The sequence below is a fragment of the Rhodococcus sp. 15-649-2-2 genome (assembly GCF_002258645.1).
Lineage (GTDB): Bacteria > Actinomycetota > Actinomycetes > Mycobacteriales > Mycobacteriaceae > Rhodococcoides.
Genome location: NZ_NPFM01000024.1, coordinates 69,370 through 94,952, shown reverse-complemented (window position 1 = coordinate 94,952; position 25,583 = coordinate 69,370). Strand labels below are relative to the sequence as shown.

Annotated in this window: 21 protein-coding genes; 11 read left to right on the top strand and 10 right to left on the bottom strand. The window is 65.1% G+C overall.

What is annotated here, in order from left to right:
* Nucleotides 1-31: 31 nt before the first annotated feature.
* The 3 genes from CH305_RS16015 (at nt 32) to CH305_RS16005 (ending at nt 2,725) form a co-directional block, all read left to right on the top strand.
* Complete coding sequence (locus CH305_RS16015; protein WP_094704211.1) at nt 32-700, top strand: bifunctional 2-polyprenyl-6-hydroxyphenol methylase/3-demethylubiquinol 3-O-methyltransferase UbiG; 669 nt, start codon at nt 32-34, stop codon at nt 698-700.
* Between the two features lie 9 nt (nt 701-709).
* Nucleotides 710-1,072 (top strand): VanZ family protein, encoded by a 363-nt coding sequence (locus tag CH305_RS16010; protein WP_094704210.1) that lies wholly within the window; start codon nt 710-712, stop codon nt 1,070-1,072.
* Nucleotides 1,073-1,225: 153 nt separating this feature from the next.
* Nucleotides 1,226-2,725 carry a stealth family protein gene (locus CH305_RS16005; RefSeq protein ID WP_170944765.1) on the top strand — a complete coding sequence of 500 codons (1,500 nt, stop codon included), beginning with the start codon at nt 1,226-1,228 and terminating at the stop codon, nt 2,723-2,725.
* On the opposite strand, the gene CH305_RS16000 is transcribed toward CH305_RS16005, so the two are convergent.
* A complete protein-coding gene (locus CH305_RS16000; RefSeq protein WP_032403875.1) occupies nt 2,722-3,633 on the bottom strand; it encodes a phosphodiesterase in 912 nt (303 codons plus the stop codon). The two genes, CH305_RS16005 and CH305_RS16000, sit on opposite strands and share 4 nt — an antisense overlap.
* Nucleotides 3,634-3,791: 158 nt before the next feature.
* Here CH305_RS16000 and CH305_RS15995 point away from each other — a divergent pair, with 158 nt between their 5' ends.
* Nucleotides 3,792-4,601 (top strand): alpha/beta fold hydrolase, encoded by an 810-nt coding sequence (locus CH305_RS15995; RefSeq protein WP_094609702.1) that lies wholly within the window; start codon nt 3,792-3,794, stop codon nt 4,599-4,601.
* 75 nt (nt 4,602-4,676) lie between these two features.
* Here CH305_RS15995 and CH305_RS15990 read toward each other — a convergent pair whose 3' ends face one another.
* Entirely contained in the window at nt 4,677-5,804 is a 1,128-nt protein-coding gene (locus CH305_RS15990; protein WP_094609701.1) for an acyl-CoA dehydrogenase family protein, read from the bottom strand.
* A 16-nt stretch (nt 5,805-5,820) separates the two neighbouring features.
* Nucleotides 5,821-6,996: an acyl-CoA dehydrogenase family protein gene (locus tag CH305_RS15985; RefSeq protein WP_094609740.1), complete on the bottom strand. Its 1,176-nt coding sequence runs from the start codon at nt 6,994-6,996 to the stop codon at nt 5,821-5,823.
* A gap of 78 nt (nt 6,997-7,074) precedes the next feature.
* On the opposite strand from CH305_RS15985, the gene CH305_RS15980 reads away from it, so the two are divergent.
* From CH305_RS15980 to CH305_RS15965, 4 genes are read left to right on the top strand one after another with little or no spacing between them, the layout of a single operon-like run.
* Nucleotides 7,075-7,629 carry a histidine phosphatase family protein gene (locus CH305_RS15980; RefSeq protein WP_094609700.1) on the top strand — a complete coding sequence of 185 codons (555 nt, stop codon included), beginning with the start codon at nt 7,075-7,077 and terminating at the stop codon, nt 7,627-7,629.
* Nucleotides 7,630-7,643: 14 nt separating this feature from the next.
* Nucleotides 7,644-8,126, top strand: a complete 483-nt coding sequence (locus CH305_RS15975) for a RidA family protein (RefSeq protein ID WP_032403841.1) — start codon at nt 7,644-7,646, stop codon at nt 8,124-8,126.
* Between the two features lie 39 nt (nt 8,127-8,165).
* Nucleotides 8,166-9,656 carry an ABC transporter permease subunit gene (locus tag CH305_RS15970; RefSeq protein ID WP_094704209.1) on the top strand — a complete coding sequence of 497 codons (1,491 nt, stop codon included), beginning with the start codon at nt 8,166-8,168 and terminating at the stop codon, nt 9,654-9,656.
* Nucleotides 9,653-10,399: an amino acid ABC transporter ATP-binding protein gene (locus tag CH305_RS15965; protein WP_094704208.1), complete on the top strand. Its 747-nt coding sequence runs from the start codon at nt 9,653-9,655 to the stop codon at nt 10,397-10,399. The genes CH305_RS15970 and CH305_RS15965 overlap by 4 nt, the downstream gene beginning before the upstream one ends.
* A 108-nt stretch (nt 10,400-10,507) precedes the next feature.
* Here the strand turns inward: CH305_RS15965 and CH305_RS15960 are convergent, their stop codons facing one another.
* The 4 genes from CH305_RS15960 to CH305_RS15945 are packed head-to-tail and all read right to left on the bottom strand — an operon-like array spanning nt 10,508 to nt 15,945.
* Nucleotides 10,508-12,571 carry a xanthine dehydrogenase family protein molybdopterin-binding subunit gene (locus tag CH305_RS15960; RefSeq protein ID WP_179278309.1) on the bottom strand — a complete coding sequence of 688 codons (2,064 nt, stop codon included), beginning with the start codon at nt 12,569-12,571 and terminating at the stop codon, nt 10,508-10,510.
* Complete coding sequence (locus tag CH305_RS15955; protein WP_094704236.1) at nt 12,568-13,581, bottom strand: xanthine dehydrogenase family protein subunit M; 1,014 nt, start codon at nt 13,579-13,581, stop codon at nt 12,568-12,570. Before CH305_RS15955 ends, CH305_RS15960 begins: the two co-directional genes overlap by 4 nt.
* The gene (locus CH305_RS15950) at nt 13,578-14,078 is read right to left on the bottom strand and encodes a 2Fe-2S iron-sulfur cluster-binding protein (RefSeq protein WP_037153784.1); all 501 of its coding nucleotides are present in this window, start codon (nt 14,076-14,078) and stop codon (nt 13,578-13,580) included. The genes CH305_RS15955 and CH305_RS15950 overlap by 4 nt, the downstream gene beginning before the upstream one ends.
* Nucleotides 14,079-14,136: 58 nt before the next feature.
* Nucleotides 14,137-15,945: a DEAD/DEAH box helicase gene (locus CH305_RS15945; RefSeq protein ID WP_032380623.1), complete on the bottom strand. Its 1,809-nt coding sequence runs from the start codon at nt 15,943-15,945 to the stop codon at nt 14,137-14,139.
* A 276-nt stretch (nt 15,946-16,221) separates the two neighbouring features.
* Here CH305_RS15945 and CH305_RS15940 point away from each other — a divergent pair, with 276 nt between their 5' ends.
* Nucleotides 16,222-18,009, top strand: coding sequence for a long-chain fatty acid--CoA ligase (locus CH305_RS15940; RefSeq protein WP_037172286.1), 1,788 nt, complete (start codon nt 16,222-16,224; stop codon nt 18,007-18,009).
* Between the two features lie 62 nt (nt 18,010-18,071).
* On the opposite strand, the gene CH305_RS15935 is transcribed toward CH305_RS15940, so the two are convergent.
* Nucleotides 18,072-18,689 (bottom strand): alpha/beta hydrolase, encoded by a 618-nt coding sequence (locus tag CH305_RS15935; protein ID WP_032380625.1) that lies wholly within the window; start codon nt 18,687-18,689, stop codon nt 18,072-18,074.
* An 81-nt stretch (nt 18,690-18,770) separates the two neighbouring features.
* Here CH305_RS15935 and CH305_RS15930 point away from each other — a divergent pair, with 81 nt between their 5' ends.
* Nucleotides 18,771-22,220, top strand: a complete 3,450-nt coding sequence (locus CH305_RS15930) for a bifunctional RecB family nuclease/DEAD/DEAH box helicase (protein WP_094704207.1) — start codon at nt 18,771-18,773, stop codon at nt 22,218-22,220.
* Here the strand turns inward: CH305_RS15930 and CH305_RS15925 are convergent.
* Complete coding sequence (locus CH305_RS15925; RefSeq protein WP_094704206.1) at nt 22,190-23,404, bottom strand: alanine racemase; 1,215 nt, start codon at nt 23,402-23,404, stop codon at nt 22,190-22,192. The genes CH305_RS15930 and CH305_RS15925 overlap by 31 nt on opposite strands.
* A 76-nt stretch (nt 23,405-23,480) precedes the next feature.
* Complete coding sequence (locus tag CH305_RS15920) at nt 23,481-24,122, bottom strand: TetR/AcrR family transcriptional regulator (protein WP_032403836.1); 642 nt, start codon at nt 24,120-24,122, stop codon at nt 23,481-23,483.
* Nucleotides 24,123-24,245: 123 nt separating this feature from the next.
* Here CH305_RS15920 and CH305_RS15915 point away from each other — a divergent pair, with 123 nt between their 5' ends.
* A complete protein-coding gene (locus tag CH305_RS15915; protein ID WP_094704205.1) occupies nt 24,246-25,559 on the top strand; it encodes a D-arabinono-1,4-lactone oxidase in 1,314 nt (437 codons plus the stop codon).
* The last annotated feature ends 24 nt before the right edge of the window (nt 25,560-25,583 follow it).

Sequence of the window (25,583 nt, the reverse complement as noted above, 5' to 3'; positions counted from 1 at the left end):
GTCCGTGACCGCGAGCGGGCAGTCTCGAAGTATGGCCGACCACACACATGCTCACACTCATCCCACCGACCGAACCGGCGCAGAGCCGGATTTCGAGAACGGTGCCTTCGACGAAGCGTTCTGGGACGACCTCTACAACCAGCGGACCGCCATCTGGAGCGGAAATCCCAATGCCGTGTTGGTACAGGAAGCGTCCGAGCTGACTCCGGGCCGCGCCCTGGACATCGGCTGCGGAGAAGGTGCCGACTCCCTGTGGCTGGCCGGTGAAGGCTGGCACGTGACCGGCGTCGACATCTCCGATGTTGCCCTCGGCCGCGCTCGCGCAGCACAACAGGCGCTCGAGCCGCGGACACTCGCAGTGAACTGGCAACAGGAAGACGTTCTGGACTGGACTCCCCCGGCTGCCGCGTTCGATCTGGTGTCGGTGCACTTCCTGCAGGTGCCACCGGACGAACTCGAACTGACCACCCGCAGGTTCGCCGCAGCGGTCGCGCCGAAAGGCCGTCTACTGATCGTCGGGCACAGTCCCAGCGACAGCCATGCCTCGCAGCATCCGGCCAAGCACCGACTGTTCGCACCGGAACCGGTCGTCGCAGCGGCAGGCGACGGATTCGAGGTGATCCACGCCGAACACCGCACCCGTACGACGCCGGACGGCGACGGGCGAATCGACACGGTGGTGGTGCTGCAACGCCGGTAAACTCGAGCGGTGTTCTCGCTGTCGACGTATCGAATTCCCCTGGCCGTCACGTTCGTCGTGGCGTTGATCGTTCTCTTCACCCCCGCGTCGGGGGTGCCTTCCGGATTCCAGCACAGCGACAAGATCATTCACTTCACGCTGTTCGCGGCCCTCGCCTACACCTCCCGTCTGGCCGGAATCGGCTGGGCGAGGACCGCTCTGTGGGTACTGGCGTTCGCGGCGCTCTCGGAGTTTCTGCAGGCGATCCTGCCCCTGGGACGCTCGGGATCGGTCGCCGACGCTCTCGCCGACTCTGCCGGAGTTGTGGTGGGCCTGGTCGCGGCGAACTGGGTTCTACCGCAGCGCGTCAAGAAAGCCGCGGACCTGCACTAGACTGAGTCGGCACCGGGTTTCCCCGGCCAGCGCGCGCACTCAGGAAGGAACGCCATCACCTCGTCTTCTGCCCCGCACGATATCTACCTCGTTCCACCGGAGCACGAGACAAATGATGCCGTCACCCGAGAATCTGCAGCGTCCGCAGCCCGCCTGAGCGAACGATCCGACGTGGTCAGCCACGACGGCCGCTACGCACTGACGATCACCTCCACCACCCCACATCAGGCGATGGTCGAGGATCTACTGTTCGTCCGCGCCGTCCTCGACGCCGCACGAATCAAATACCTGCTCGTTCGCGGCAACGACGAACGACCCGTCATCGCCATCGAACTGGCTGCCCGGGACGCGCTCACCACAGCGCTGGTGCACGCCTGCCGCGCCGAGCCGTTCTACTCCAAGACCGTCGACGCCCGAGGGAAAGCCGTGCTGGTAGCCGACGGCACACTCTCGCCGTCCGCGAACGCGCGGATCGTGCGCCTCTACCGGCCGCGCGTCGAGCCGTTCAGCGGGTTGTACTACGGCGCGTCGACGGCCGTGCAGATCGAGCTGTGGTCTTTCTCCCCGTCCGAGATCGTGCTGCCGATCGAGAACTCCTTGACCCGCCGCAACATTCGGCCCGACGAGGCCGTCCGCGGCACCGTCGAACGCTTCGGTAGAACGTGGCCGACCATCGAGAACATGTTTGCCGACCATGCGTCGGACATCAATTTCGACATCGACATCGTGTTCTCCTGGGTCGACGGCTCGTCCGCAGAGTTCCAGGCTCAGCGTGCGCGGCGGATGGCGAACTACGTCGTCGGCGAGGGTGACGATTCAGCGGCCCGCTACCGACAGATCGACGAGCTGAAGTACGCCCTCCGGTCGGTCCACCTGTACGCACCGTGGATCCGGCGCATCTTCGTGGCCACCGACTCGCCGAGGCCGGCGTGGCTCGCCGACCATCCCAAGGTGACATTCGTTCCGAGCGAGGCGTTCTTCGTGGACACCTCGGTTCTGCCGACACACAACTCGCAGGCCGTCGAGAGCCAGCTGCACCACATCCCCGGCTTGTCCGAGCACTTCCTGTACTCGAACGACGACATGTTCTTCGGTCGTCCGGTCAGCCCGTCGATGTTCTTCTCCCCCGGCGGAATCAGCATGTTCATCGAGGCGACGACGCGAATCGGGTTGGGCTACAGCGACGCCGATCGCAGCGGCTTCGAGAACGCGGCGCGGGTGAACCGTCGAATCCTGCAGGACCGATTCGGAATGACCACCACCCGACATCTGGAACACGCAGCAACTCCGTTGCGCCGCAGCGTGATGCAGGAAATGGAGAACGAGTTCCCGGACGAGTTCGCCTCCACAGCGGCGAGTGCATTCCGAGCGAGTACCAACATCTCGGTGACGAACTCGCTGTACCACTACTACGCATTGATGAGCGGACGCGCGGTGGTCCAGAAAGACGCGAAGGTTCGGTACATCGACACCACGTCGGTAGCGGGCCTCGACTTGATGGAGAAGCTGCTCCCCAAGCGATCTGTCGACTTCTTCTGCCTCAACGACGGCAGCTTCCCCGAAGTCGACCTGGATCTGCGCACCCGCACCGTGACGCAGTTCCTGGACAAGTACTTCCCTATCGTCGCGCCCTGGGAACGCGAACAGCGCTAGGCGTCGCTGAACGTCTTCCGCCGTGCGCTGTCTGCGATGGTGACTCCCGCCGCATCGAGCCTGCGTGCCGTCTCTTCCGCCGAGACCGGTTCTCCCACAGTGTCGTACGAGCCCGTCGGCACCACCGAGTGCACGACGGTGTCCTCGTAGACGTGGACCAGGTTGTAACCCTGGGCACCGTCGCGACCGCGCAATCCGCCTGCGGGCACGTTCAGATCCTGGGTGTAGCACGTGGCCGACGCCACCGAGACGGGAATACCCGCGAACGTGGCCGTCGTCGAATAGTGCAGGTGCCCAGCAAGAATGGAGCGCACATCGGTACCGCGCAGCACGTCGGCCAGGCGCGGCTGATCGATCAGCTCGACCAGCACTGCGAGATCGAGCACGGTCGGCACCGGCGGATGATGCATCGCCAGGATCGTCCCGAACTCGGCGGGCGTGGCGAGTGTGTCGGCGAGCCAGGCCAATTGCTCGTCGCCGAGCTCACCGTGATGGCGGCCGGGAACCGTAGTGTCGAGCGTGACGACGCGCAGGCCGTCGACGTCGTGGACGCGATCGATGGACTGCACGGTCGGTTCGGCGTCGAGCAGCTTCTGGCGAAACGTCGCACGGTCGTCGTGATTGCCCATCGCCCAGACGATCTGCGCACCGAGCTCCTCGGCCACCGGCTCGACCAACGCCCGCAGCTTCTCGTAGGCGCCGGCCTCACCCTTGTCGGTCAGGTCTCCGGTGAATACCAACGCGTCGGGTCGCACACCCGAGTTGCGTACGTCGGTCAACACCTGTTCGAGCCGCAACTCACTGTCCACGCCGCCGTACAACCGACCGCCACCGTCGACGAGATGCGTGTCGCTGACGTGCAACAAGCAGTGATGGGGGCGTGGGTACTCGGCCATCCGAGACTTCATCGAACTCTCGCTCACGATCGGACCTACCGTTTCACGTTCGCCCGGCCGGGCGAACGCCACTGCTGCAAGCCAAGCATACGAGCGTTCACTGAGAAAAAGCTGGTCGAATCTTCGCGGTGAACACCGCGGAAACTTCGAGCGTGTGACAGGTTGAGAGCATGACGAAACCGAAGTGGACTTCACTGCTCGCGGCCGCGGCATTGACCGTGGGCACGATGGTCGGTATCGGCGCGGCCCCGGCCGCTGCGCAGGGCCTGCCTACCGTGGTTCTCGTACACGGAGCCTTCGCCGACAGCACCAGCTGGGACGGCGTCGCAGCGAACCTGCGCGGCCGCGGCTACCCGGTGGTGACCGCAGAGAACTCGCTGCGCGGGCCCGCGATCGACGCGGCCTCCGTGACCGATGTTGTCGAGAGCATCGACGGCCCGGTGGTCCTGGTGGGCCATTCGTACGGCGGCACGGTGATCAGCAACGTGCACGCCGACAATGTGGAGGCGCTGGTCTACGTCGCCGCATTCATGCCCGTCGAAGGTGAACCCGTCGCGCTCGAACTCGATCCGTTCCGATTCCCCGTGACCGCCCTGGTTCCGCCGGTGATCGGCCTGTCGATCGTCGACGACTCGTCCAACCTGATCGGCAAGAACGTCGACTCGTACATCACCCCCGCGCTGTTCCGCCCGTTCTTCGCGCCCGACGTGAGCGAGGAGCAGGCTGCGCGCATGGTCGCTCACCAGAAGACCATCGCCGCCGGTGCACTGCTCGAGCCGAGCGGCCCACCGTCGTGGGCGGATACCCCGTCCTGGGCGTTGATCCCCCAGCAGGATCAGATCATCCCGACCTCGGCGGAGCGCTTCATGGCGCAACGGGCCGGGGCGACAGTGACCGAGGTACCGGGCTCGCACGCGATCCTGGTCTCCAACCCCGCAGCCGTGGCCGACCTTGTGGTTCAGGCCGATTCGGGCAGCTGACGTCTCTGGACACGACTCGGGCCCGGTCACCTTTTCGAAGGTGGCCGGGCCCGAGTCGTGTCTTTCCGAGGAGCGTCAGATCCCGATGAGATCGTGATCGGAGACCTTCGATGCCAGGATGCGCAGGTGCTCGTCGGCACCACCGAGAGTGTGCTCGATGGCCACGAGCCGACTGGTGTAGTGCCCGACCGGATACTCGGCGGTGACGCCGATGCCGCCGTGCAACTGAATCGCCTCTTGGCCGAGCTTGCGCCCGGACCGCGAGATCTGCAGCTTCGCCCGCGACGCGATCGTCGTGTCCACGTTGCCGTCGGACAGTGACATCGTGGCGTAAAGGCTCATGCTGCGGGCGAGCTCGAGCAGCACGTACATGTCCGCAGCGCGGAAGGTGAGCGCCTGGAACTTGGCCAGCGGAACCCCGAACTGCTTGCGCGCCTTGAGGTAATCGGTGGTCAGGCGGAGCGCTTCTTCCATCGCACCGATTGCCTCCGCACACAGCGCGGCCTGCGCCCGCACCTCGGCACCGGTGATCGCGGCAGCTGCGTTCTCGGCGGTGCCGAGCGGCTCGGCCGCGACGTCCACGAATTCGATCTGTGCGGCGCGCTGACCGTCGTGCGTGGCGTAGGACTTGCGCGTGAGACCCGTCGCGTCGGCGTCGACGACGAACAGTCCGGTTCCTCCTGCGGGAAGCACGGCACTGACGACGATCACGTCGGCGCTACCGCCGTGCGGTACCGGATTCTTGACACCGTTGATCGACCACGACCCACCGTCTTCGGTCGCAGTGGTCGCGACCTCGATGTTGGGCCAGCGGCTGCCGGATTCGTTGTGCGCGAACGCCAGCATCGACGATCCCTCGGCCACCGGCGGCAGGAGCCGCGAGCGCTGCTCGGCACTGCCGAGCTCGGAGATCAAGCCGCCCGGAACGAGGACGGCATCGAGGATCGGCTCGGGTGCTAAGCGTCGTCCGACCTCGGTCATCACCGCCATGATCTCCACGGGACCGGCGTCCATGCCGCCGTCTTCCTCGCTGAACGTCAGACCCAGCAGACCGACCTCGGCCAGCTGCTTCCAGACGTCGGTGCTCCAACCCAGCTCACCGTTAACGATCTTGTTGCGCTTCTCGGTGTCGTAGGCCCGCGTGAGGACCTCACGAGTGGTGTCGCGCAGCAGCTTCTGCTCTTCGTTGAGTTCGAAATCCATGTCTTCAGATGCTCCCTTACAGTCCGAGAATCGCCGAGGCGATGATGGTGCGCTGAACCTCGTTCGAGCCGCCGTAGATCGACACCTTGCGGTAGTTGAGATACCCCGGAACCGAGCGCTGCGCCCAGCCTTCGCTCTCGATGTCCTCGCCCGCCTCGTAGGGCAGCGAGTCCGGGCCGGCGACGTCCATCAGCAATTCGGTTGTGGCTTGCTGCAATTCCGATCCCCGCAGCTTGAGAATGGACGAGGCCGGATTCGGCTTGCCGTCGTCCGAGCTGGACACCAGGCGCAGCTGAGTCAGCTCGAGGGCGAGAAGTTCGTTCTCGACCTCGGCCATCTTGGCCGCGAACAGTGGGTCCTCGAGTAGCGTGCCGCTGCCGACCTTGGTCTGCGCGGCGTGCTTCTTCGCCTGTCCCAGATGCACTTTGGTGTGTCCGGCCCGGGCGACGCCGGTGCGCTCGTTGCCGAGCAGGAACTTGGCGTAGCTCCAACCCTGGTTCTCCTCGCCGACGAGGTTCTCGGCCGGAACGCGAACGTTGTCGAAGAAGACCTCGTTGACCTCGACGCTGCCGTCGATCAACTTGATGGGCCGCATCTCGATGCCGGGGGTGTTCAGATCGATGAGCAGGAAGGAGATTCCGGCCTGCTTCTTCGGCGCGTCCGGGTTGGTCCGCACGAGCGCGAAGATCCAGTCGGCGTACTGGCCGAGCGTCGTCCACGTCTTCTGCCCGTTGACGATGTAGTCGTCACCGTCTCGAATAGCGGTGGTGCGCAGCGACGCCAGGTCCGATCCGGCCTCGGGCTCGGAGAAGCCCTGGCACCACCAGATGTCGAGGTTCGCCGTCTTCGGCAGGAACTTCTCCTTGAGCTCCTGAGAGCCGAACGTCGCGATGACCGGGCCGACCATCGAGGCGTTGAAGGCCAGGGGCTCGGGCACCGACGCCAGCTGCATTTCGTCGAGCCAGATGTGGCGCTGCACAGCGGTCCAGTCGCGGCCACCGAACTCGGCGGGCCAATGCGGCACCGCCAAGCCGTTCTCGTTGAGGATTCGCATGGTCGTGACCACCTCGTCCTTGCTCAACTCCTGACCGGTCGCGCTCTTCTCGCGAATCTCGGCGGGGACCTTCGTGGTGAAGAACGTCCGCATCTCGTCACGGAACGCGGCCTCTTCTTCTGTCAGGGCAAGATTCATCGACAATCCTCCAAGCTCGTTCACGTATCTTCGTATCGACCGTACTCCCTGGTAACTCTGGGATATTCTCCGCTCACTATGACTTTTCTGGCACTGGTTCGGCACGGTGAAACGAACTGGAATCTGCACGGGCGTCTGCAGGGCTCGTCGGACATTCCGCTCAACGACACCGGCCGTGCTCAGGCCCGCGAGGCCGGCTACGAACTCGAGTACCGCCAGTGGGACCACCTGGTCAGTTCACCGTTGATCCGAGCAGCCGAAACCGCCGACATCATCGGTGCACACCTCGGCCTGACACGCACCGCCGAGTTCCCCGATCTGGCCGAACGACACTTCGGCGAGGCCGAAGGATTCACCGACTGGGACGCCTATTCGCACTGGCCGAACGGTATGTACCCAGGCTTGGAGCCCCGCTCCGACCTGATCGTGCGAGGCGTGCGCGCCGTCGACGACATCGCATCGCGCTACCCGGACTCGGCGGTGATCGCCGTGGCGCACGGCGGCGTCATCAGAGCGATCTTCGACGCGATCCGACGTCGGCACTCTCCGCGAATTCTGAACGCGGGTGTCTCCACCCTCGAGCACGACGGTTCTCGCTGGACCGTTCGCACCATCAACGGTGTTGCGGTCTGACAGGATTTTCGTTCATGGAGATCGAACGTCGCATCACCGAACTCGGTTTCACGTTGCCCGGGGAACCGACCGCTCCGCCCGGTTTCGAGTTCTCGTTCGAGTGGGTGCGGGTACGGGGCAACCGAGTGTTCGCCTCGGGGCATTCTCCCTTGGCCCCGGACGGCACCCTGGCGGGCCCGTTCGGTGCAGTCCCGTCGCACGTGAGTCTCGACGCGGCCACCGATGCCGCGCGCGACACCGCATTGGCTCTCCTCGGTAGCGTCGCACGCGCCGTCGGCGATCTCGATCGAATCAGCGCGTGGCTCACCGTCACCGGTTCGGTCAATGCCGATCACGGCTTCACCCAGACCACAACGGTCGTCAACGGCTTCTCCGACCTGGTGCTGGCGATCTTCGGTCCCGAAATCGGTGCGCACGCACGCACTGCACTCGGGGTGGCCGCACTACCGATGAACAACACCGTGGTGGTGTCAGCGGAATTGGAGATCGACGGGTAGGTTTCGATGCACTCGTAGTTACGGTGAAAGCAGGCGCGGATGGTGCGCAGATCTACTCTTGCTCTGGTCGCGATTCTTATCGCCATACTGGGGTTGTCCGGATGCAGCTCGTCCTCGCAGTCGTTGCTGGACCGCGTCCGCGACGACGGGGTGCTGGTCGTCGGCACCGAAGGCACCTACAGCCCGTTCAGCTATCAGGGCGCGGACGGGCAGCTCACCGGGTACGACATCGACGTGATCAACGCCGTCGGTGCGGAACTGGGGGTACGCGTCGACTTCGTGCAGACGCCGTTCGATTCGATATTCGCCGGCCTGCAATCCCAGCGATTCGACCTCATCGCCAACCAGGTCTCGATCACCCCGGCCCGGCAATCGGCATACGACCTGTCCACGCCCTACACGGTGTCGGAAGGTCAGATCCTCACCGCTGCAGACGACTCCACTATTTCGACTCTCGCCGACCTGGCAGGCAAGACCACCGCCCAATCCTCGACGAGCAATTGGGCCGAGGTCGCTGCGAACGCAGGTGCCGACGTCGAAGCCGTCGAGGGATTCGTCCAGGCGGTCACCCTCGTCAAGGACGGCCGCGTCGACGCCACCGTCAACGACTCCCTCGCGATCGCCGAATACCTACAGCAGACCGGCGATACCGGTGTGAAGATTGCCGGCGAGACCGGGGACACGACACTGCAATCCTTCGTGGCCCGCAAGAACAGCGGCCTGATGGACGAGGTCGATACGGCCGTCGACACGCTGCGTGAGAACGGCACCATCGCCGAGATCTCGAAAAAGTATTTCGGTAGCGACGTCGCCGCACCGACGGCAGACACCGTGGTTCCGGTGAGCGACGACGCCGCGTCGACGGCACCGTCCAAAACTCAGTTGGTCCTCGACAACTTGTGGCCGATGCTCAAAGCCACTGTCACAATGACCATTCCGCTGACCGCAATCAGTTTTGTGGTCGGACTCGTCATTGCCCTTGCAGTCGCGTTGGCTCGCATCTCGTCGCTCGAGCCGCTCGCTGCGGTCGCCAGGTTCTACGTCTCGATCATTCGCGGCACTCCCCTGCTGCTGCAGTTGTTCATCATTTTCTACGGGCTACCGCAGTTCGGGATCGTGATCTCACCGTTCCCGGCCGCCGTGGTCGCGTTCTCCTTGAACGTCGGCGGTTATGCCGCCGAGGTCATCCGTGCGGCGATACTGAGCGTGCCCAAGGGCCAATGGGAGGCCGCGCAGACCATCGGCATGGGATACCGAACCACGCTGCAGCGCATCGTACTTCCGCAAGCGCTACGGACCGCGGTACCACCGTTGTCGAACACGCTGATCTCGTTGGTCAAGGACACCTCGCTCGCGTCGACCATCCTGGTGACCGAGCTACTGCGCGTAGCGCAACTCGCGGCGGCACCGACCTTCGACTTCTTCACCCTCTACTCCGTTGCAGCGCTCTACTACTGGCTGATCTGCATCGTTCTCTCGTTCTTCCAAGGCAAGCTCGAAGTCCGACTCGACAGGTACGTGGCCAAATGACAGACCTACTGGAAGTATCCGCTCTGAAGAAGTCGTTCGGGCCACTCGAGGTGCTGAAGGACATCTCGTTCACCGTGCCGTCCGGCACCGTCACCGTCATCATCGGGCCGTCCGGATCCGGCAAGACCACGGTCCTCCGCACGTTGAACGCTCTCGACCGAGCCGATGCGGGGATCATCCGAATCGGCGATGTGTCGGTGGATTTCGCCGAACCCGTCGGCGCGGCTCAACTCCGACACTTCCGGTCTCAGAGCGGCATGGTGTTCCAGAGCCACAATCTGTTTCCGCACAAGACGGTGTTGCAGAACATCATCGAGGGACCGGTGATCGTGCAGAAGCGGGCCAAGGACGACGCCGTCCGCGACGCTCACGCAATCCTCGACCAGATCGGCCTCGACGCCAAGTCCGATCAATACCCGTTCCAGCTCTCCGGCGGCCAGCAACAGCGCGTCGGAATTGCTCGCGCCCTCGCCCTGCACCCCAAACTGATGCTGTTCGACGAGCCCACCTCGGCCCTGGATCCCGAACTCGTGGGCGAAGTACTGGCCGTCATCAAAAACCTTGCCGCCGAGGGGTGGACGATGGTGATCGTCACCCACGAAATCCGCTTCGCCCAGCAAGTCGCCGATCAGGTGCTGTTCATCGAGAACGGCGTCGTCCTCGAACGCGGCACGCCGGAGCAGGTGCTCGTGAACCCGACCGAGCCCCGCACCCGACAGTTCCTGCAGCGGATACTTGCGTAGAGGGGCTGCGCCCCATGTGAGTGGAGTCTGCGAAACGAATCCGTCGAGGCATGTGAGTGGAACTTCGTAGCAGGGGTCGAGTTTCCACTCACATGCGGCGAAGCCGCTCTAGAGATGCGGCAGCACTTTGTCCAGGGTGATCGGAAGGTCGCGGACTCGGACGCCGGTCGCGTTGTAGACCGCGTTCCCGATGGCCGCCGAGGATCCGACTGCACCGATCTCACCGATTCCCTTGCCACCCATAGGCGCGAGTTCCGTATCGACCTCGTCGATCCACACGGCCTCGAGATCGGTGACGTCCGCACACGCCGGGATGTGATACTCGGCGAGATCGTGGTTGGCGAATCCGCCGAACTCGTGATCGACGATGCCACTTTCCATCAGCGCCATCCCGAGCCCGAACGTCATGCCGCCGATGAGCTGAGACCGAGCCAGCCGTGGATTCATCACCGCGCCGATGCCGAACACCCCGAGCATCCGACGCACCCGTACCTCACCGGTGTCGATGTCCACGGCAACCTCGGCGAACTGAGCGCCGAAAGCCATGCGCGCCAGCTCCTTCTGCCCCTCCACGTCATCGGTCGTATCGGCCTCGGCCGAGTTGCCCGGCTCGTAGGAACCCTGGGATTTCAGCGCGTGACACACCTTGGTGACGGCCCAGCCCCACGACGAGGTACCCGAGGAGCCGCCGGCTCCAGGTGCTTTCGGCAGTGCGCTGTCGCCGAGTTCGAGTGTGACGGTATCCGCGTCGACGTCGAGAGCATCGGCGGCAATCTGTCGCAGCACGGTCCGCGCACCGGTACCGATGTCCGACGCAGCAACGGATACCGTAATCGTGCCGTCCTGCTCCACTCGCGCCGCCGCGGTACTGGGCGAAATCAGCACCGGGTAGCTGGCCGTCGCGACCCCCATGCCCACCAGGACGTTGCCTTCTCTGCGCTGTCCCGGAGTCGAGACCCGACGGTCCCAGCCGAACTTCTCGGCTCCCTCGCGTAGGCATTGCACCACGCTGCGTGAGCTGAACGGGTTCCCACTCGCGGGATCGACGTCGGGCTCGTTGCGAATGCGCAACTCGATCGGGTCGATTCCGGTGGCCTCGGCCAGTTCGTCGATGGCCGTTTCGACGGCGAACATGCCGGGCGCTTCGCCGGGTGCCCGCATCCACCGCGGCGTTCCGACGTCCAGCTTCGCGAGTCGGTGAGTGGTGCGGCGATTGGGCGCCGCGTAGATGTGCCGAGTCGATTCCGAGGTCTGCTCGCAGAACTCGAAGATCGTACTGGTCTGCTGAAACGAATCGTGCGCGATCGCCGTCAGTGCGCCGCTCGCATCAGCACCAAGGCGAACATGATTGAGCGTCGGGGTGCGGTATCCGACGACATCGAACAGCGCCTGCCTCGGCAGGACCAGCTTGACGGTCTTGCCGGTGGCCCGCGCAGCCATCGCGGCGAGGACCGCATTGGGCCGAGTGCTGCCCTTCGCTCCGAATCCGCCGCCGACGTTCTCGGCGATCACGCGAACGTTCTCGGGTTCGAGACCGAACGCCGTGGCCAGGTCACCCTGAACGCCCGACGGTGCCTGCGTCGAGTCCCACAGTGTCAGAACGCCATCGGACCACTGCGCCGTGGTGGCATGCGGCTCCATCGGACTGTTGTGCATCGGAGACGTCGAGTACCAGCTGTCGATCACGTGCTCGGCCGTCTCCAACGCAGCATCCGGATCGCCGACCGTGACGTCCGTGGGGAAGCCCGCGTTCACCGATTCGGGCGCGTACAGGGAGCTGTGCTCGGCGGTCAGAGTGTTGTCGGGTGAGCGCACGTCGCCGTACCGCACCTGCACCTGGGCAGCGGCGGCCCGCGCGGCTTGGAGCGTCTCGGCCACGACGACGGCCACGATCTGGCCGCGGTACGCGACGGTGTTCGATTGCAGCACAAGCAGTTCTGCATCCTCGACCTCGCCGAGCTTCTCGGCGTTGCCGTGCCACAGGACGGCGTGCACCGAGGAGTCGGCACCGAGTTCGACGTGTTCGACCGTCCCGGCGGGAACTGTTGCGGGCACGTACCAGGCATACAACTGCCCGACGGCCGGCGGCTGTTCCGCGGCGTAGCGCGCCCTACCGGTGACCTTGGCGATGGACTCGGTACGCCGAATCGACTGTCCGATCGAGGCCGTCATGATCGGTCTCCCATTTCTTTCGTAGCGCTCGATTCCACGAGTTCGACCAGAGTGCGGGCAACCAGATTGATCACCAGCGGAATCTTGAACGCGTTGTCGCGTAACGGCTGTGCTGAATCGAGCTCGAGCGCCATGGCCCGCCGGAACGACGCTTCCTCGGCGGTCGTGCCCAACAGTGCGTGCTCGGCGGTGTGTGCTCGCCACGGCTTGTGCGCGACGCCGCCCAACGCGATCGACACTCCGCGCACGATCCCGTCCTCGGCGTCGAGAACCGCGGCAACCGAGGCGACCGCGAACGCGTAGGACTGCCGATCCCGCACCTTGCGGTAGGTGGAGACGGCGGTGGCGGCCGGCTTCGGAATCTCTATCGCCGTGACGATCTCGTCCCGAGCCACCGTGTTGTCGCGCTCGGGCTCGTCCCCCGGGAGCCGGAAGAAGTCGTCGATCGCGAGAACACGTTCGCCGTCGACTCCGCGAACGACGATGCGCGCATCGAGTGCCGACAGCGCAACCGCCATATCCGAGGGGTGCGTCGCCACGCAGGCCTGCGAAGCCCCGAGAATGGCCATGTTTCGGTGTTCACCCGTGCGCGCAGGGCAGCCCGAGCCTGGTTCGCGCTTGTTGCACGGCTTCGAAGAGTCCATGAAGTAGACACAACGAGTGCGCTGGAACAGGTTTCCGCCGGTGGTCGCCATGTTGCGTAGTTGACCCGATGCACCGGAGAGCACCGCCCGCGAGAGCACCGGGTAGCGCTGGCGCACCACCGGATGCACGGCGAGGTCGCTGTTGGTCACGGCCGCACCGATACGCAGGGAACCGTCGGCGGTCACCTCGATGTCGTGCAACGGCAATCGCGTCACATCGATCAGAGTCGACGGGCTCGAAACCCCGAGCTTCATAAGATCGACGAGGTTGGTTCCTCCGCCGAGCAGCATCGCGTGCTCGTCCCGGGCGAGGCGGGCCACTGCGTCGTCGACCGCGGTAGCGGCGTCGTACTCGAAGGTCTTCACGATGCGTCCTGGACGGCCGGAACGATGTTGGCGTACGCACCGCAGCGACAGAGGTTGCCGCTCATACGTTCTCGCACTTCACCCGAATCGAGTTCGACGTCGGTGGCCTCGAGGTCCTCGGTGACGGCACTGGGCCATCCCTGCTTGGCCTCTTCGATCACCGCGACCGCCGAGCAGATCTGCCCGGACGTGCAGTACCCGCACTGGAACGCGTCACGATCGACGAAGGCCTGTTGCACCGGGTGCAGCGTGTCGCCGTCGGACAACCCCTCGACCGTGGTGATCTCGCGATCCTGCTGCGCGACAGCGAACGTCAGGCAGCTGTTGATCCGGCGACCCTCGACCAGAACGGTGCAGGCACCGCACTGCCCGTGATCGCACCCCTTCTTGGCCCCGATGAGATCGAGGTTCTCTCGTAGTGCGTCGAGCAGGGTGGTTCGGGTGTCGCAGTCGATCTCGCGATCGGTGCCGTTGACACGGAGAGTGACGTGGGTCATGCGCGGCTGGATACCCGCGGCCTCGGCCACCAAACGCTCGACCTCGAGGTCGTGCGCGCTAGCGCCTGCCCTTGAACTTTCCTCCGCCGCGGGGCCCGCCGCTGCGTCCGGGAGGACCGGAATCGGGCTGCAGCTGAATCAGCACGCCACTGATGCGGGTACGGCGCAACGCCTCGACCGTCTCGTCGGCGAGATCGGCAGGCAGCTCCACCAGCGAGTGATCGGGGCGAATGCTGATGTGCCCGAAGTCGCTTCGGCGCAGTCCGCCTTCGTTGGCGATGGCGCCGACGATGGCACCAGGAGCAACGTGATGACGCTTTCCGACGCTGATGCGGTACGTCGCCATCTCCTGGCCCGTCTTGCGGTGATGCGAACTGGCCGCATCCTCGTCGAACGTGCGAGGGGGACGCGGCTCACGCGGCTCGCGGGGCGCCCGCGGCGGGGCAGGCGGCTCCGGCTTCAACAGGAACGCTTCGCCGTCGCGCGACTGGATGGCCAGCGCTGCTGCGATGTCGACCAACGGCACGTCGTGCTCGCGCTCGTAGTCCTCGATGAGGCGGCGGAACAGAGCCAGATTCTCGTTGCCGAGGCTCTCGGTGATGGAGTCCTTGAACTTCGTCACGCGCTGCGCATTGACGTCGTCGACGCTCGGGAGCTGCATCTCGGTGATGGGCTGGCGCGTCGCACGTTCGATGGCCTTGAGCAGGTGACGCTCCCGGGGCGCGACGAACAACAGAGCCTGACCGGCGCGACCCGCTCGGCCGGTGCGACCGATGCGGTGCACGTAGGACTCGGTGTCGTGCGGGATGTCGTAGTTGATGACGTGCGAGATGCGGTCGACGTCGAGACCGCGAGCAGCCACGTCGGTGGCCACCAGAATGTCGATCTGACCGTTCTTGAGCTGACCGATGGTGCGCTCACGCTGAGCCTGCACGATGTCGCCGTTGATTGCCGCAGCCGAGAAGCCCCGTGCGCGCAGTTTCTCGGCGAGCTCCTCGGTGGCCTGCTTGGTGCGCACGAACATGATCATGGCCTCGAACTCTTCGACCTCGAAGATTCGAGTCAGCGCCTCGAGCTTGCGCTGATGGGCAACCTGCACGTAGCGCTGGGTGATGTTCGGTGCCGTCGACGTCTTGGTCTTGACGGTGATCTCCACCGGGTCGTGCAGATACTGCTTGGAGATCTTGCGAATCGCGGCCGGCATCGTCGCCGAGAACAACGCAACCTGCTTGTATTCGGGAGTGTCGGACAGGATGCGCTCGACGTCCTCCTGGAAACCCATCTTGAGCATCTCGTCGGCCTCGTCGAGCACGAGGTATTCGAGCCCGGACAGGTCGAGCGTGCCCTTCTCGAGGTGGTCGATCACACGGCCCGGTGTGCCGACGATGATCTGGGCACCCTTGCGCAGGCCGGACAGCTGAATGCCGTACGCCTGGCCGCCGTAGATCGGCAGAATGTGCAGGCCCGGGATATGGGTGGCGTATTTGCCGAACGCCTCGGCGACCTGGAGTGCCAGCTCGCGCGTCGGGGCGAGCACCAATGCCTGCGGCACCCGACGCGAGACGTCGAGACGGGACAGGATCGGCACCGCGAACGCCGCGGTCTTTCCGGTTCCGGTCTGCGCGAGGCCGACGACGTCGTTACCGGCCATCAACGGTGGAATGGTGGCCGCCTGAATCGGCGACGGGCTCTCGTAACCGACGTCGCGCAGGGCCTTCAGGACCCGCTCGTCTATTCCGAGATCGGCAAAGGTGATGTCGTCATCCGTCGTCGAAGGCGACTCACCTGCGTGGCCCTGGACGGGAGGGGTCGAACTCGTCTCGTCAGACGTCACGGCGGCATCCTGATCAGATTCTGAAGTGCTCATATATCGCCGAGTTTAGTACCTGCTCGACCCCAGCGACCCCTTCTACGCTGATCAGGTGACGAAAACGGTGCCACCGACACCTCGTGCGAGCAGCCTCACAGACACGACCCGGCGGCGAGGGGCGGCTGCGGACGGTTAAGTTGTACTCCGAGTCACACTCAACTCCCCCTGAGCCGACCAAAAATTCACAAACCGGACACCCTCGGTGGTGCGTTACGGACCGGGGTGTGATGAAATGCACAACTACCACGCTATTTTTCCGTAAGGGGTCCAGCAGTGCGCGAATATTCTGTGCCGGCGTCGTTCACCATTCCCGACGACGCTTCCATGGCCGACACCGTTTTCCGGTACGAAAAGGAATCGCCGAACCTCGTACCGTTCCAGCGACTCGTGAACGGCACCTGGACCGACGTCACAGCGGGCCAGTTCGCCAAAGAGGTCACCGCCGTAGCCAAAGGCCTGATCGCATCGGGCATCGAACTCGGCGACCGCGTCGCGATTCTCAGCGCGACGCGCTACGAATGGGTCGTTCTCGACTACGCCATCTGGACTGCGGGCGGATGCACCGTCGCAATCTACGAGACCTCGTCGGCCGACCAGGCCCAGTGGATCCTCGAGGACTCGGCGACCAAGTTGCTGATCGTCGAGACCGCGTCCCATGTCTCCAACCTGAAGGACGTCACCGACGGTGCCGCCGACCTGCGTGAGGTACTCCAGATCGACGACGGTGCCATCGACGAGCTGACCACCCGCGGCGCGGGAGTCAGCGACGAGGACGTGCACACCCGTCGGCACCAGGTCACCGCCGCCTCCCCCGCCACCCTGATCTACACCTCGGGCACCACCGGCCGCCCCAAGGGTGTGCAGCTCACGCATGCGAACTTCTACGCCGAGGTCCAGGCCACCCAGATCGCCCTGCACGACTCCATGCGCGAGGGCAACCGCACACTGATGTTCCTCCCGATGGCGCACGTGTTCGCCCGCGCGGTGTCGTTCGGCTCGTTCGAGTCGAAGGTGACCGTGGGCCACACCTCGGACGTATCGACACTGGTGGATCAGTTCGCCGTCTTCAAGCCGAACTTCATTCTCTCGGTGCCGCGCGTGTTCGAGAAGGTCTACAACTCGGCCAAGCAGAAGGCACACGACGGCGGCAAGGGCAGCATCTTCGACAAGGCCGCCGCGACGGCCATCGAGTGGAGTGAGGCCCAGGAGAAGGGCGGCGCGGGCCTGGTCCTCAATCTCAAGCACACGGTCTTCGACAAGCTCGTCTACTCCAAGTTGCGGGCTGCCCTCGGCGGCAACTGCGATCGTGCGGTCTCGGGCGGCGGCCCCCTCGGCGCTCGCCTCGGCCACTTCTTCCGCGGCGCGGGCGTCCCGGTCTACGAGGGCTACGGACTGACCGAGACCAGCGCGGCAGTCACCGTCAACACCACCAAGGAACAGCGCGTCGGCACCGTCGGCAAGCCCATCGACGGCCACGCGGTCAAGGTCGCCGAGGACGGTGAGCTGCTGCTCAAGGGTCCGGTGGTGTTCAGCGGCTACTGGCACAACGAGAAGGCCACCGCCGAAGCGATCGTCGACGGGTGGTTCCACACCGGCGATCTGGGGTCGATCGACCAGGAAGGCTTCGTCTCGATCACCGGCCGCAAGAAGGAAATCATCGTCACCGCGGGTGGTAAGAACGTCGCTCCCGCGGTGCTCGAGGACGCCCTGCGCGCCAACGCCATCATCAGTCAGTGCCTCGTCGTCGGCGATGCCAAGCCGTTCATCGGTGCGCTGATCACCCTCGATCCCGAGGCACTGCCGGGCTGGCTCGAACGCCACAGCCTTTCTGCCGACATCCCGTTCTCGGAGCTGTCGAAGAACGCCGACCTCGTCGCCGAGATCGACAAGGCCGTGGCCGAGGCCAACAAGAAGGTCTCCAACCCCGAGCAGATCAAGAAGTACACGATCCTCGAGAACGACTTCACCGTCGAAACCGGAGAGCTCACCCCGACGATGAAGCTCAAGCGCAACATCATCCACTCCGAGCGTGGCAGCGACATCGAGGCCATCTACTCGTAGATCGAACGCAAGAGAAAGGGCCCGGCGTGCTGTGCACGCCGGGCCCTTTCTCGGTTCTCGGGTCAGGACATGTGCTCGTCGAGGAACTCCGCGACCGCCAACGTCACCTGCAGGTGGATCTTCTCGTGCAGTAGGTCGTGGCCTCCGTCGTCGAACTCGTGCAGGGACGCGTCGGGCACACCGCCGATCCACTCGCGGACTGCATCGATCGGAGCCAAGCGGTCGTCGACACCGTGCACGGCGAGGATCGGAATCACATTGTCGGAGAGGTCGTCGGAAGCGCCCGTCACCGACTTCGGAGTGCCACACAGCACAGCGCACCGGACCGCCTCCGGATGCGCGCCGAGTGCTGCGATGGCCGTCGCGGCACCCAGCGAGTGCCCCATCAGCGCGAACGACAGTTCGGGATGCTCGGCCTCGGCGATGTCGAGCAGCTGCAGCGCATTCTGAGCCAGGCCAGGTATCTGAGCCGCGTCGGTCAACTCCCCTTCGGTGAGACCGTGGCCGACATGATCGACCGCCCACACGTCCACTCCGCGTCCGTTCAACACCCGGGCGAACCGGTGATAGTGGCCGCTGTTCTGACCGAGACCGTGGAGGAACACAAGACCGAAACGAGCATCGGGAACGGTCCAGTTTCGGTAATGGACAGCACCGGTGGCTCCGTCGAAAAATGGCATTCGATCATTTTGCCTCCTCTCGTCGGCATCCGCGCGCAACGTGACCGGCGCCGCTGTCGTCGATGGCTAGGGTGGGCACTTGTGTTCCTCCTCGGCGATCGGGTCGTCTACAGCGCCAGCGACCTCGCGGCGGCGGCGTCCTGCGAATTCGCATTGCTTCGCCGACTCGACGGGTTGACCGGACTGATCCCGCGCGCCGCCGCCGAACCGGACCCCATGCTCGACCGCACGTCCGCACTCGGATTCGAACACGAACGGCGTCAACTCGCAGCCTTCGAGCTGCGCTACCCCGGAGGCGTCCTGACGATGGACAGACCGGGACGCACCGCCCAGGAACTGGCCGACGCCGCGTGGGCAACCTTCACCGCGCTGACCGCACGCACCCCCGTGGTGTACCAGGCAACCTTCTTCGACGGCCGGTTCCTCGGCTTCTGCGACTTTTTGGTGGCAGAGGGTTCGGGCTACGGCGTGTACGACACCAAGCTGTCGCGGCACGCGAAGGTGCCGGCTCTGCTCCAGTTGGCGGCGTACGCAGATGCGCTGCGGGCCGGCGGAGTGACTCCGAGCGACGATGTACACCTCGTGCTCGGTGACGGCAGCGACTCCGTTCACGCTCTCGCCGAGATACTTCCGGTCTACCGGCAGTCCCGGGACCATCTGCAACACATCCTCGACGAGCACCACGCCGAAGGCACCGTCGTCGATTGGTTCGATTCGCGCTACTCCGGGTGCGGGCAGTGCGAGGCCTGCGTTGTCGAGGTGGAACAGCACCGAGACCTGGTTCTCGTCGCCGGCATGCGCGCGAGTACCCGCGAGAAGCTGCTCGACGCGGGAATCACCACGGTGGACGAGCTGGCCTCCTCCACGGGGATTGTCGACGGGATGTCCACTCGTACGGCGGCGAACCTGCGCGCCCAGGCGGCGCTGCAAGTTCGCCAGGAGCACAGCGGAGAACCGGAATTCGAGATCTTCGACGCCGACGCCCTCGGAGTGATCCCCGAACCCGACCCGGGCGACATCTTCTTCGACTTCGAGGGCGATCCACTGTGGGCCGAAGCCGGGAGCAGCGAATGGGGGCTCGAGTACCTGTTCGGCGTCTACACCGCCGACGGCGAGTTCCTTCCGTTCTGGGCGCACGATCGCGCGCAGGAACGCCGTGCCCTGATCGACTTCCTCGACTACGTCTCCGCACGCCGCGCCGCATACCCCCGCATGCACGTCTACCACTACGCGCCGTACGAGAAGACCGCACTGCTGCGCCTCGCCGGGCGCTACGGAGTGGGCGAGGACGCCGTCGACAACCTGCTGCGGGACAACGTGTTGGTAGACCTGTATCCCGTTGTCCGGTCTGCAGTACGCATCGGAGCTCGGTCCTACAGCATCAAGAAACTCGAACCGCTGTACATGCCCGCCTCCCGTGACGGAGACGTCACCGACGCCGCCGCATCGATCGTCGAATACGCGAACTGGTGCGATCTGCGCGACCAGGGCAAGGATGACGAGGCCGCCGCTCTTCTGGCGGATATTGCCGAGTACAACCGTACCGACTGCGAATCGACTCTACGACTGCGCGATTGGTTGCTCGAACGCGCATCGGACGCCGGTGTTCCGCCGCGGGTGAAACAGGAGCTCGACCTCGACAAGAGCGTCTCCGACACCGCGAGCCCGCTGGAACTCGAACTTGCCGAGTACGCGGGACTGCCATGGGACCGCACCCCGACGCAGCAGGCCGTGGCCCTGTTCGCCGGTGCCATCGGCTACCACCGCCGTGAGCGAAAGCCGTTCTGGTGGGCCCACTTCGATCGACTGACCCATCCGATGGACGAGTGGCCCGATGCGGCGGACGTATTGAAAGTCGAACGCGCGGAACTGGTGCACGACTGGATGAAAACGGCACCCACACAGCGGGTTCTACGACGACAGATCAAGCTGGTGGGACATCTGAGCAACGGCGTGCTCGGGGTCTCGAAGGTCAAACTCCTCTACGCAGACCCGGCCCCGGAAGGGCTGCCGAAACAGCAACCTACCCATCGCGCGACCACGTCGGTCGAGATCGTGCAGACCGGCTACGTGGGCACCCTCGACATGGTCGTCGTGCAGGAGAACCTACGCAAGGGCGTGACCGAATACACCGACTTTCCCATCGCGACGGCGCCCGAGCCGCCGCCTGCGACCAAATACCTCGAAGAGGCGATCGTCGCAGCGGCCACCGAGGTCAGCGCTGCCCTGCCCCACCTTCCGCCTACGGCCATCGCCGATCTGCTGATGCTGTCCGCGCCCCGAACCCGTTCCGGCAAAGGCCTTCCCGCGGTACAGGGCCACGACTACGCAGCTGCGGTCACGGCAGCGCTGCTCGATCTGGCGAACTCCTATGTGGCCGTTCAAGGCCCACCCGGGACCGGGAAGACCTACACCGCCGCGCGAGTGATCGCCGAACTGGTCGACGTCCATCACTGGCGCATCGGCGTGGTGGGCCAGTCTCATCACGTGGTGAACAATCTGCTGGACACCATCGTGGCCGCCGGGGTGGACCCGGCCAAGGTGGGCAAGAAGGCCCCGACCGCCCACACCGTCGTCGAACCCACCGACTACGCCCGTTTCGTCACCGACGCCGAGCAGGGCTGCGTGATCGGCGGCACCGCCTGGGACTTCTCCAACCCCGGCCGGATACCGCGCGGGGCCCTGGATCTGCTGGTCGTCGACGAGGCCGGGCAGTTCTCGCTGGCCAACACCATCGCCGTCTCGGTGTCTGCCCGCAACCTGTTGCTGCTCGGCGACCCGGCACAGCTTCCGCAGGTCAGTCAGGGCACCCACCCCGAACTCGTCGACGAATCCGCCCTGGGCTGGATCACCGACGGTCACCCGACTCTGCCCGCCGATCGCGGGTACTTCCTGGCCACGACGTGGCGGATGCATCCGGATCTGTGCGCGCCCGTCTCGGCGCTGTCGTACGAGGGCAAACTGCAGTCCAACAAGGCTGTCACACAGGCTCGTTCACTGTCAGGGCTGGAGCCCGGCCTGCACACCGTCTACCTCGACCATCACGGTAACTCCACGGACTCGGTGGAAGAGGCCGACGAAATCGTCGCACGAGTGCAGAGTCTCTTGGGTCGATCGTGGAGCAACCCCGAGTCGTTCGACGGCGCGCGGCCGATGGAGCAGTCCGACTTTCTCGTCGTCGCGGCCTACAACGCTCAGGTCGCCGTCGTCCTCGAGCGTTTCGCGGCCGCCGGACTGGGTGACGTATCGGTCGGAACCGTCGACAAGTTCCAAGGCCGACAGGCACCGGTGGTGTTGATCTCGATGGCGGCATCGGCGATCGAGGACGTTCCGCGTGGCATGTCGTTTCTGCTCTCGCGCAACCGACTCAACGTCGCCGTCTCTCGCGGTCAGTGGGCCGCGATACTGGTCCGATCGAGAGCACTGACCCAGTACTTGCCGTCGACCCCGGCCGGACTGCGCACGCTGGGCACCTTCATGAGCCTGTGCGAGAACGGAATTCAGCCGAACGCCATGCCCTCGCCGCGGTAGGTGGGGACCGGCTCGACGGATCCGTCGGCGTGCACCAGATGCAGGGTGTCGAATCGTTCGCACAGCTCGCCCGCCTTGGCGTGCCGGAACCAGACGCGATCACCGATCTTCACCTCGTCGGCCCCGCTCACCGGAGTCTGCACCTCACCGGCACCCTCGTTGCGCAGTAGCTTCAGCCCGGACGTCACTACTCCGGCGGCCTTTCTCGACCACGCCACCGGCCTCGGGGATCGCGACCCCGACGCCGGACCCGACGCGATGTAGCCACCACCGAACAACGTTGCGATCTGCGGCGTCGGCTTGCGCACCGCGGACAGCGCGAAGAACAGCGACGGCTCGGCCGAGAAAGCGCGATACCGATCGAACAGCGTCGGCGCGAACAGACCCGATCCGGCGGTGACCTCGGTGACGACCGGATCGGCCGCCGAGAAGTCGATCGACCCGGTGCCGCCGCTGTTGACGATCTCGATGTGACCCACCGCCGCGGACACCGCCTCGACCACTGCCCTTCTGCGCGTGGAGATCTCACGAGACGAGAGCGACTTCATCCACTCCACCGCGACATTGGAATCAGGCACACCGGCGATCTGCGCCTCGTAGAACATCAGGCCGACGACCCGGAACCCCCGCGAGTGCGCCACCCGCGCGAAGGCTGCAACCTGCTCGGGATCGCGCAGCGGAGAACGCCTGACCCCGATGTGCAGCGGCCCGATCCGCAGCGAGGCATCGACATCGATACAGATACGGGGCTTGAGAAGGTCGTTGCGGGTGGCGTCGCGCACGATGTCCAATTGCGCGACGTCGTCGACCATCAGTGTGATGCGACCCGACAGAACCCGATCGTTGACGACCTCGGCTAGAGCGGTGCGGTCGACACTCGGATAGCCCATCAGGATGTCCTCGACCCCCTGGCGCGCGAGCCACACCGCCTCACGCAGCGAGTACGCCATGACCCCGCTCACGCCTTCTGCTGCGAGCACCCGATCGAGGACCGCTCGGCAGCGCACCGACTTGCTGGCGATCCGAATCGGCACCCCCTTCGCTCGCGCTCGCAACGCCGCCGCATTGGCATCGAGAGCGACGGAATCGACTGCAGCCAAGGGTGATTCGAGGCCCTCGGTGGCAGCAGCTATCCGAGAGAGTGGTGTCGTGTCGGTGGTGACGACACCGGCGATCGAACTCATACTTCAACATTCCTTCGTCGTCGTTGCCGGACCCACACAGTCAAACACTCCGCAGCCGAGAAGTCCCGGCGAGTGCTCAACGGTCCAGGGCTTTGCCCGCGATCAGCCCGGACAGGTCGTCGATCTGAGCCAGCACCTCGAGGTCGTCACCGTCGACCAGCCACCGCAGCACCAGCCCGTCGAGCGTCGCCATCCCGAAGCGCGCGATCGACTCCACCGGCTCGAGCCATCTCGTGCCGGTGTGATCGGAACACTTCTCGAAGAACAACCGGGCCTCGGAGTCGCGGATCCGGTACTGCCCATTGGCAATCTCGGCCGCGGTGGCGGACCCGAGCGCGCGATGCCGCAGAAGGTAGGTCTTGATCTCGTACGCGAGCAACTGCCGATCCGGCGACTTCTCGATCAACAACCACACTGCGCTCAGTCCGCCGTGCACCAGCTCGCGCAGACCCCGAACTCCTGGCAATTCTCGGGTGCCGACAGCGCTGTCCAACGCCGCGTGGAGAATCTCTGTGACGTCGACGATGAGGTGCTCCCCCATCGCGATCACCAGATCCTGCTTGGTCTCGAAGTGGTACTGCACGATGCCCTTGGTGACGTCGGCGTACTCCGAGAGCGCGCGCACCGTCAGGGACTCGATACCCACCCGCTCGGCGACGTCGATCGCCGACTGCACCAGTTGTGCGCGTCGCACATCCGCGGGCAGCCTCGATTGCATGACCCGATACTAGGGGGCTGCCGAAGTCTGTGCCCCATATTGATCCACGGGGCGCGACCCCGAGGGTTCGGGAGTGGAGCCTGCGGAACGACCCTGCGGCTTCGAGGGTGCGATAGTGATTCGATGATCGAGCGGTCGTGGCAGAACTGGGCGGGCAATCAGCAGGCATATCCGGCGCATCGTGCCGAGCCCGCATCGGTGGACGAAGTGCGCAGCGTTCTGCAGGGCGCCGTCGATCGGTCTCGGTCGGTGCGATGCGTCGGGGCTGGTCACTCCTTCACTCCGATCGCCGTCACCGACGGCGTTCAGATCAGCCTCGATTCCTTGCGTGGGATCGAATCGGTCGTCCGCGACGACGACGGTTCCGCCCGGGTGACGGTGCTCGCCGGCACTCGGTTGCGCGAGCTGACCGTGCGGCTGTGGGACCTCGGCCTGGCCATGACCAACCTCGGCGACATCGACGAACAGTCCGTCGCCGGAGCCATCTCCACGGGCACCCACGGAACCGGTGCCCGTTTCGGCGGCATCGCCACTCAGGTGCATGCTCTGGAGCTGATGACCGCGAACGGCCGGCTCGTCCGGTGCTCCCGCGACGAGAACGCGGAGCTGTTCGACGCGGCCCGCATCGGCCTCGGTGCGCTCGGCGTCATCACCCGAATCACGCTCGACTGCGTTCCGGCGTTCGCCCTGCGGGCCGTCGAGGAACCGTCGACGCTGACGGCAGCGCTCGCCGAGCTCGAAACCACCGTCGCTGCCGTCGACCACTTCGAGTTCTACTGGTTCCCACACACCGACCGGGTGCTGACCAAACGCAACACCCGCCTGCCCGGGAACGCCGTGCTGCGCCCGCTGGGAAAGGTGCGCTCGTACCTCGACGACGAACTACTGTCCAACACGGTCTTCGAGGGGCTCAACCGCATGGTGACGCGGGTGCCGGCCCTGATTCCTCGACTCAACGCGGTCTCGGCCCGGGCACTGTCGGCCCGCGAGTACACCGATCGCTCGTACCGAGTGTTCGCATCCTCGCGGACGGTCAGATTCGTCGAGATGGAGTACGCGGTGCCGGCATCCGAGATCGGCCGGGTGCTGCGCGAGGTGGATCGCTGGCTCGAGCAGTCTTCGATGTCCATCGCGTTTCCCGTCGAAGTACGATTCGCGGCCGCCGACGACATCTGGCTCTCCACGGCCTACGGACGCCCGACGGCCTACATCGCTGTGCACCAGTACCACCGCCGCGATCACCGCGAATACTTCGACGCCGTCGAGGCCATCTGCCGCAGCGTCGGCGGCAGGCCACACTGGGGCAAACTGCACTCCCTCGGCGGCGACGAACTGCGTGATTCCTACGAGCACTTCGACGATTTCCTCCGCATCCGCGATTCGATGGACCCGTACAAGGTGTTCGGCAGCGAGTATCTCGAACACCTGCTGTCCTGAGCGGTTGATCGGCGTGACGATACG

What these genes read in the sequence shown, in the direction of transcription:
- CH305_RS16015 (WP_094704211.1), top strand. Translation starts at nt 32, where the DNA reads ATGGCCGACCACACACATGCTCACACTCATCCCACCGACCGAACCGGC.
- CH305_RS16000 (WP_032403875.1), bottom strand. Translation starts at nt 3,633, where the DNA reads ATGAAGTCTCGGATGGCCGAGTACCCACGCCCCCATCACTGCTTGTTG.
- CH305_RS15995 (WP_094609702.1), top strand. Translation starts at nt 3,792, where the DNA reads ATGACGAAACCGAAGTGGACTTCACTGCTCGCGGCCGCGGCATTGACC.
- CH305_RS15990 (WP_094609701.1), bottom strand. Translation starts at nt 5,804, where the DNA reads ATGGATTTCGAACTCAACGAAGAGCAGAAGCTGCTGCGCGACACCACT.
- CH305_RS15985 (WP_094609740.1), bottom strand. Translation starts at nt 6,996, where the DNA reads ATGAATCTTGCCCTGACAGAAGAAGAGGCCGCGTTCCGTGACGAGATG.
- CH305_RS15980 (WP_094609700.1), top strand. Translation starts at nt 7,075, where the DNA reads ATGACTTTTCTGGCACTGGTTCGGCACGGTGAAACGAACTGGAATCTG.
- CH305_RS15975 (WP_032403841.1), top strand. Translation starts at nt 7,644, where the DNA reads ATGGAGATCGAACGTCGCATCACCGAACTCGGTTTCACGTTGCCCGGG.
- CH305_RS15970 (WP_094704209.1), top strand. Translation starts at nt 8,166, where the DNA reads ATGGTGCGCAGATCTACTCTTGCTCTGGTCGCGATTCTTATCGCCATA.
- CH305_RS15965 (WP_094704208.1), top strand. Translation starts at nt 9,653, where the DNA reads ATGACAGACCTACTGGAAGTATCCGCTCTGAAGAAGTCGTTCGGGCCA.
- CH305_RS15960 (WP_179278309.1), bottom strand. Translation starts at nt 12,571, where the DNA reads ATGACGGCCTCGATCGGACAGTCGATTCGGCGTACCGAGTCCATCGCC.
- CH305_RS15950 (WP_037153784.1), bottom strand. Translation starts at nt 14,078, where the DNA reads ATGACCCACGTCACTCTCCGTGTCAACGGCACCGATCGCGAGATCGAC.
- CH305_RS15945 (WP_032380623.1), bottom strand. Translation starts at nt 15,945, where the DNA reads ATGAGCACTTCAGAATCTGATCAGGATGCCGCCGTGACGTCTGACGAG.
- CH305_RS15935 (WP_032380625.1), bottom strand. Translation starts at nt 18,689, where the DNA reads ATGCCATTTTTCGACGGAGCCACCGGTGCTGTCCATTACCGAAACTGG.
- CH305_RS15925 (WP_094704206.1), bottom strand. Translation starts at nt 23,404, where the DNA reads ATGAGTTCGATCGCCGGTGTCGTCACCACCGACACGACACCACTCTCT.
- CH305_RS15920 (WP_032403836.1), bottom strand. Translation starts at nt 24,122, where the DNA reads ATGCAATCGAGGCTGCCCGCGGATGTGCGACGCGCACAACTGGTGCAG.
- CH305_RS15915 (WP_094704205.1), top strand. Translation starts at nt 24,246, where the DNA reads ATGATCGAGCGGTCGTGGCAGAACTGGGCGGGCAATCAGCAGGCATAT.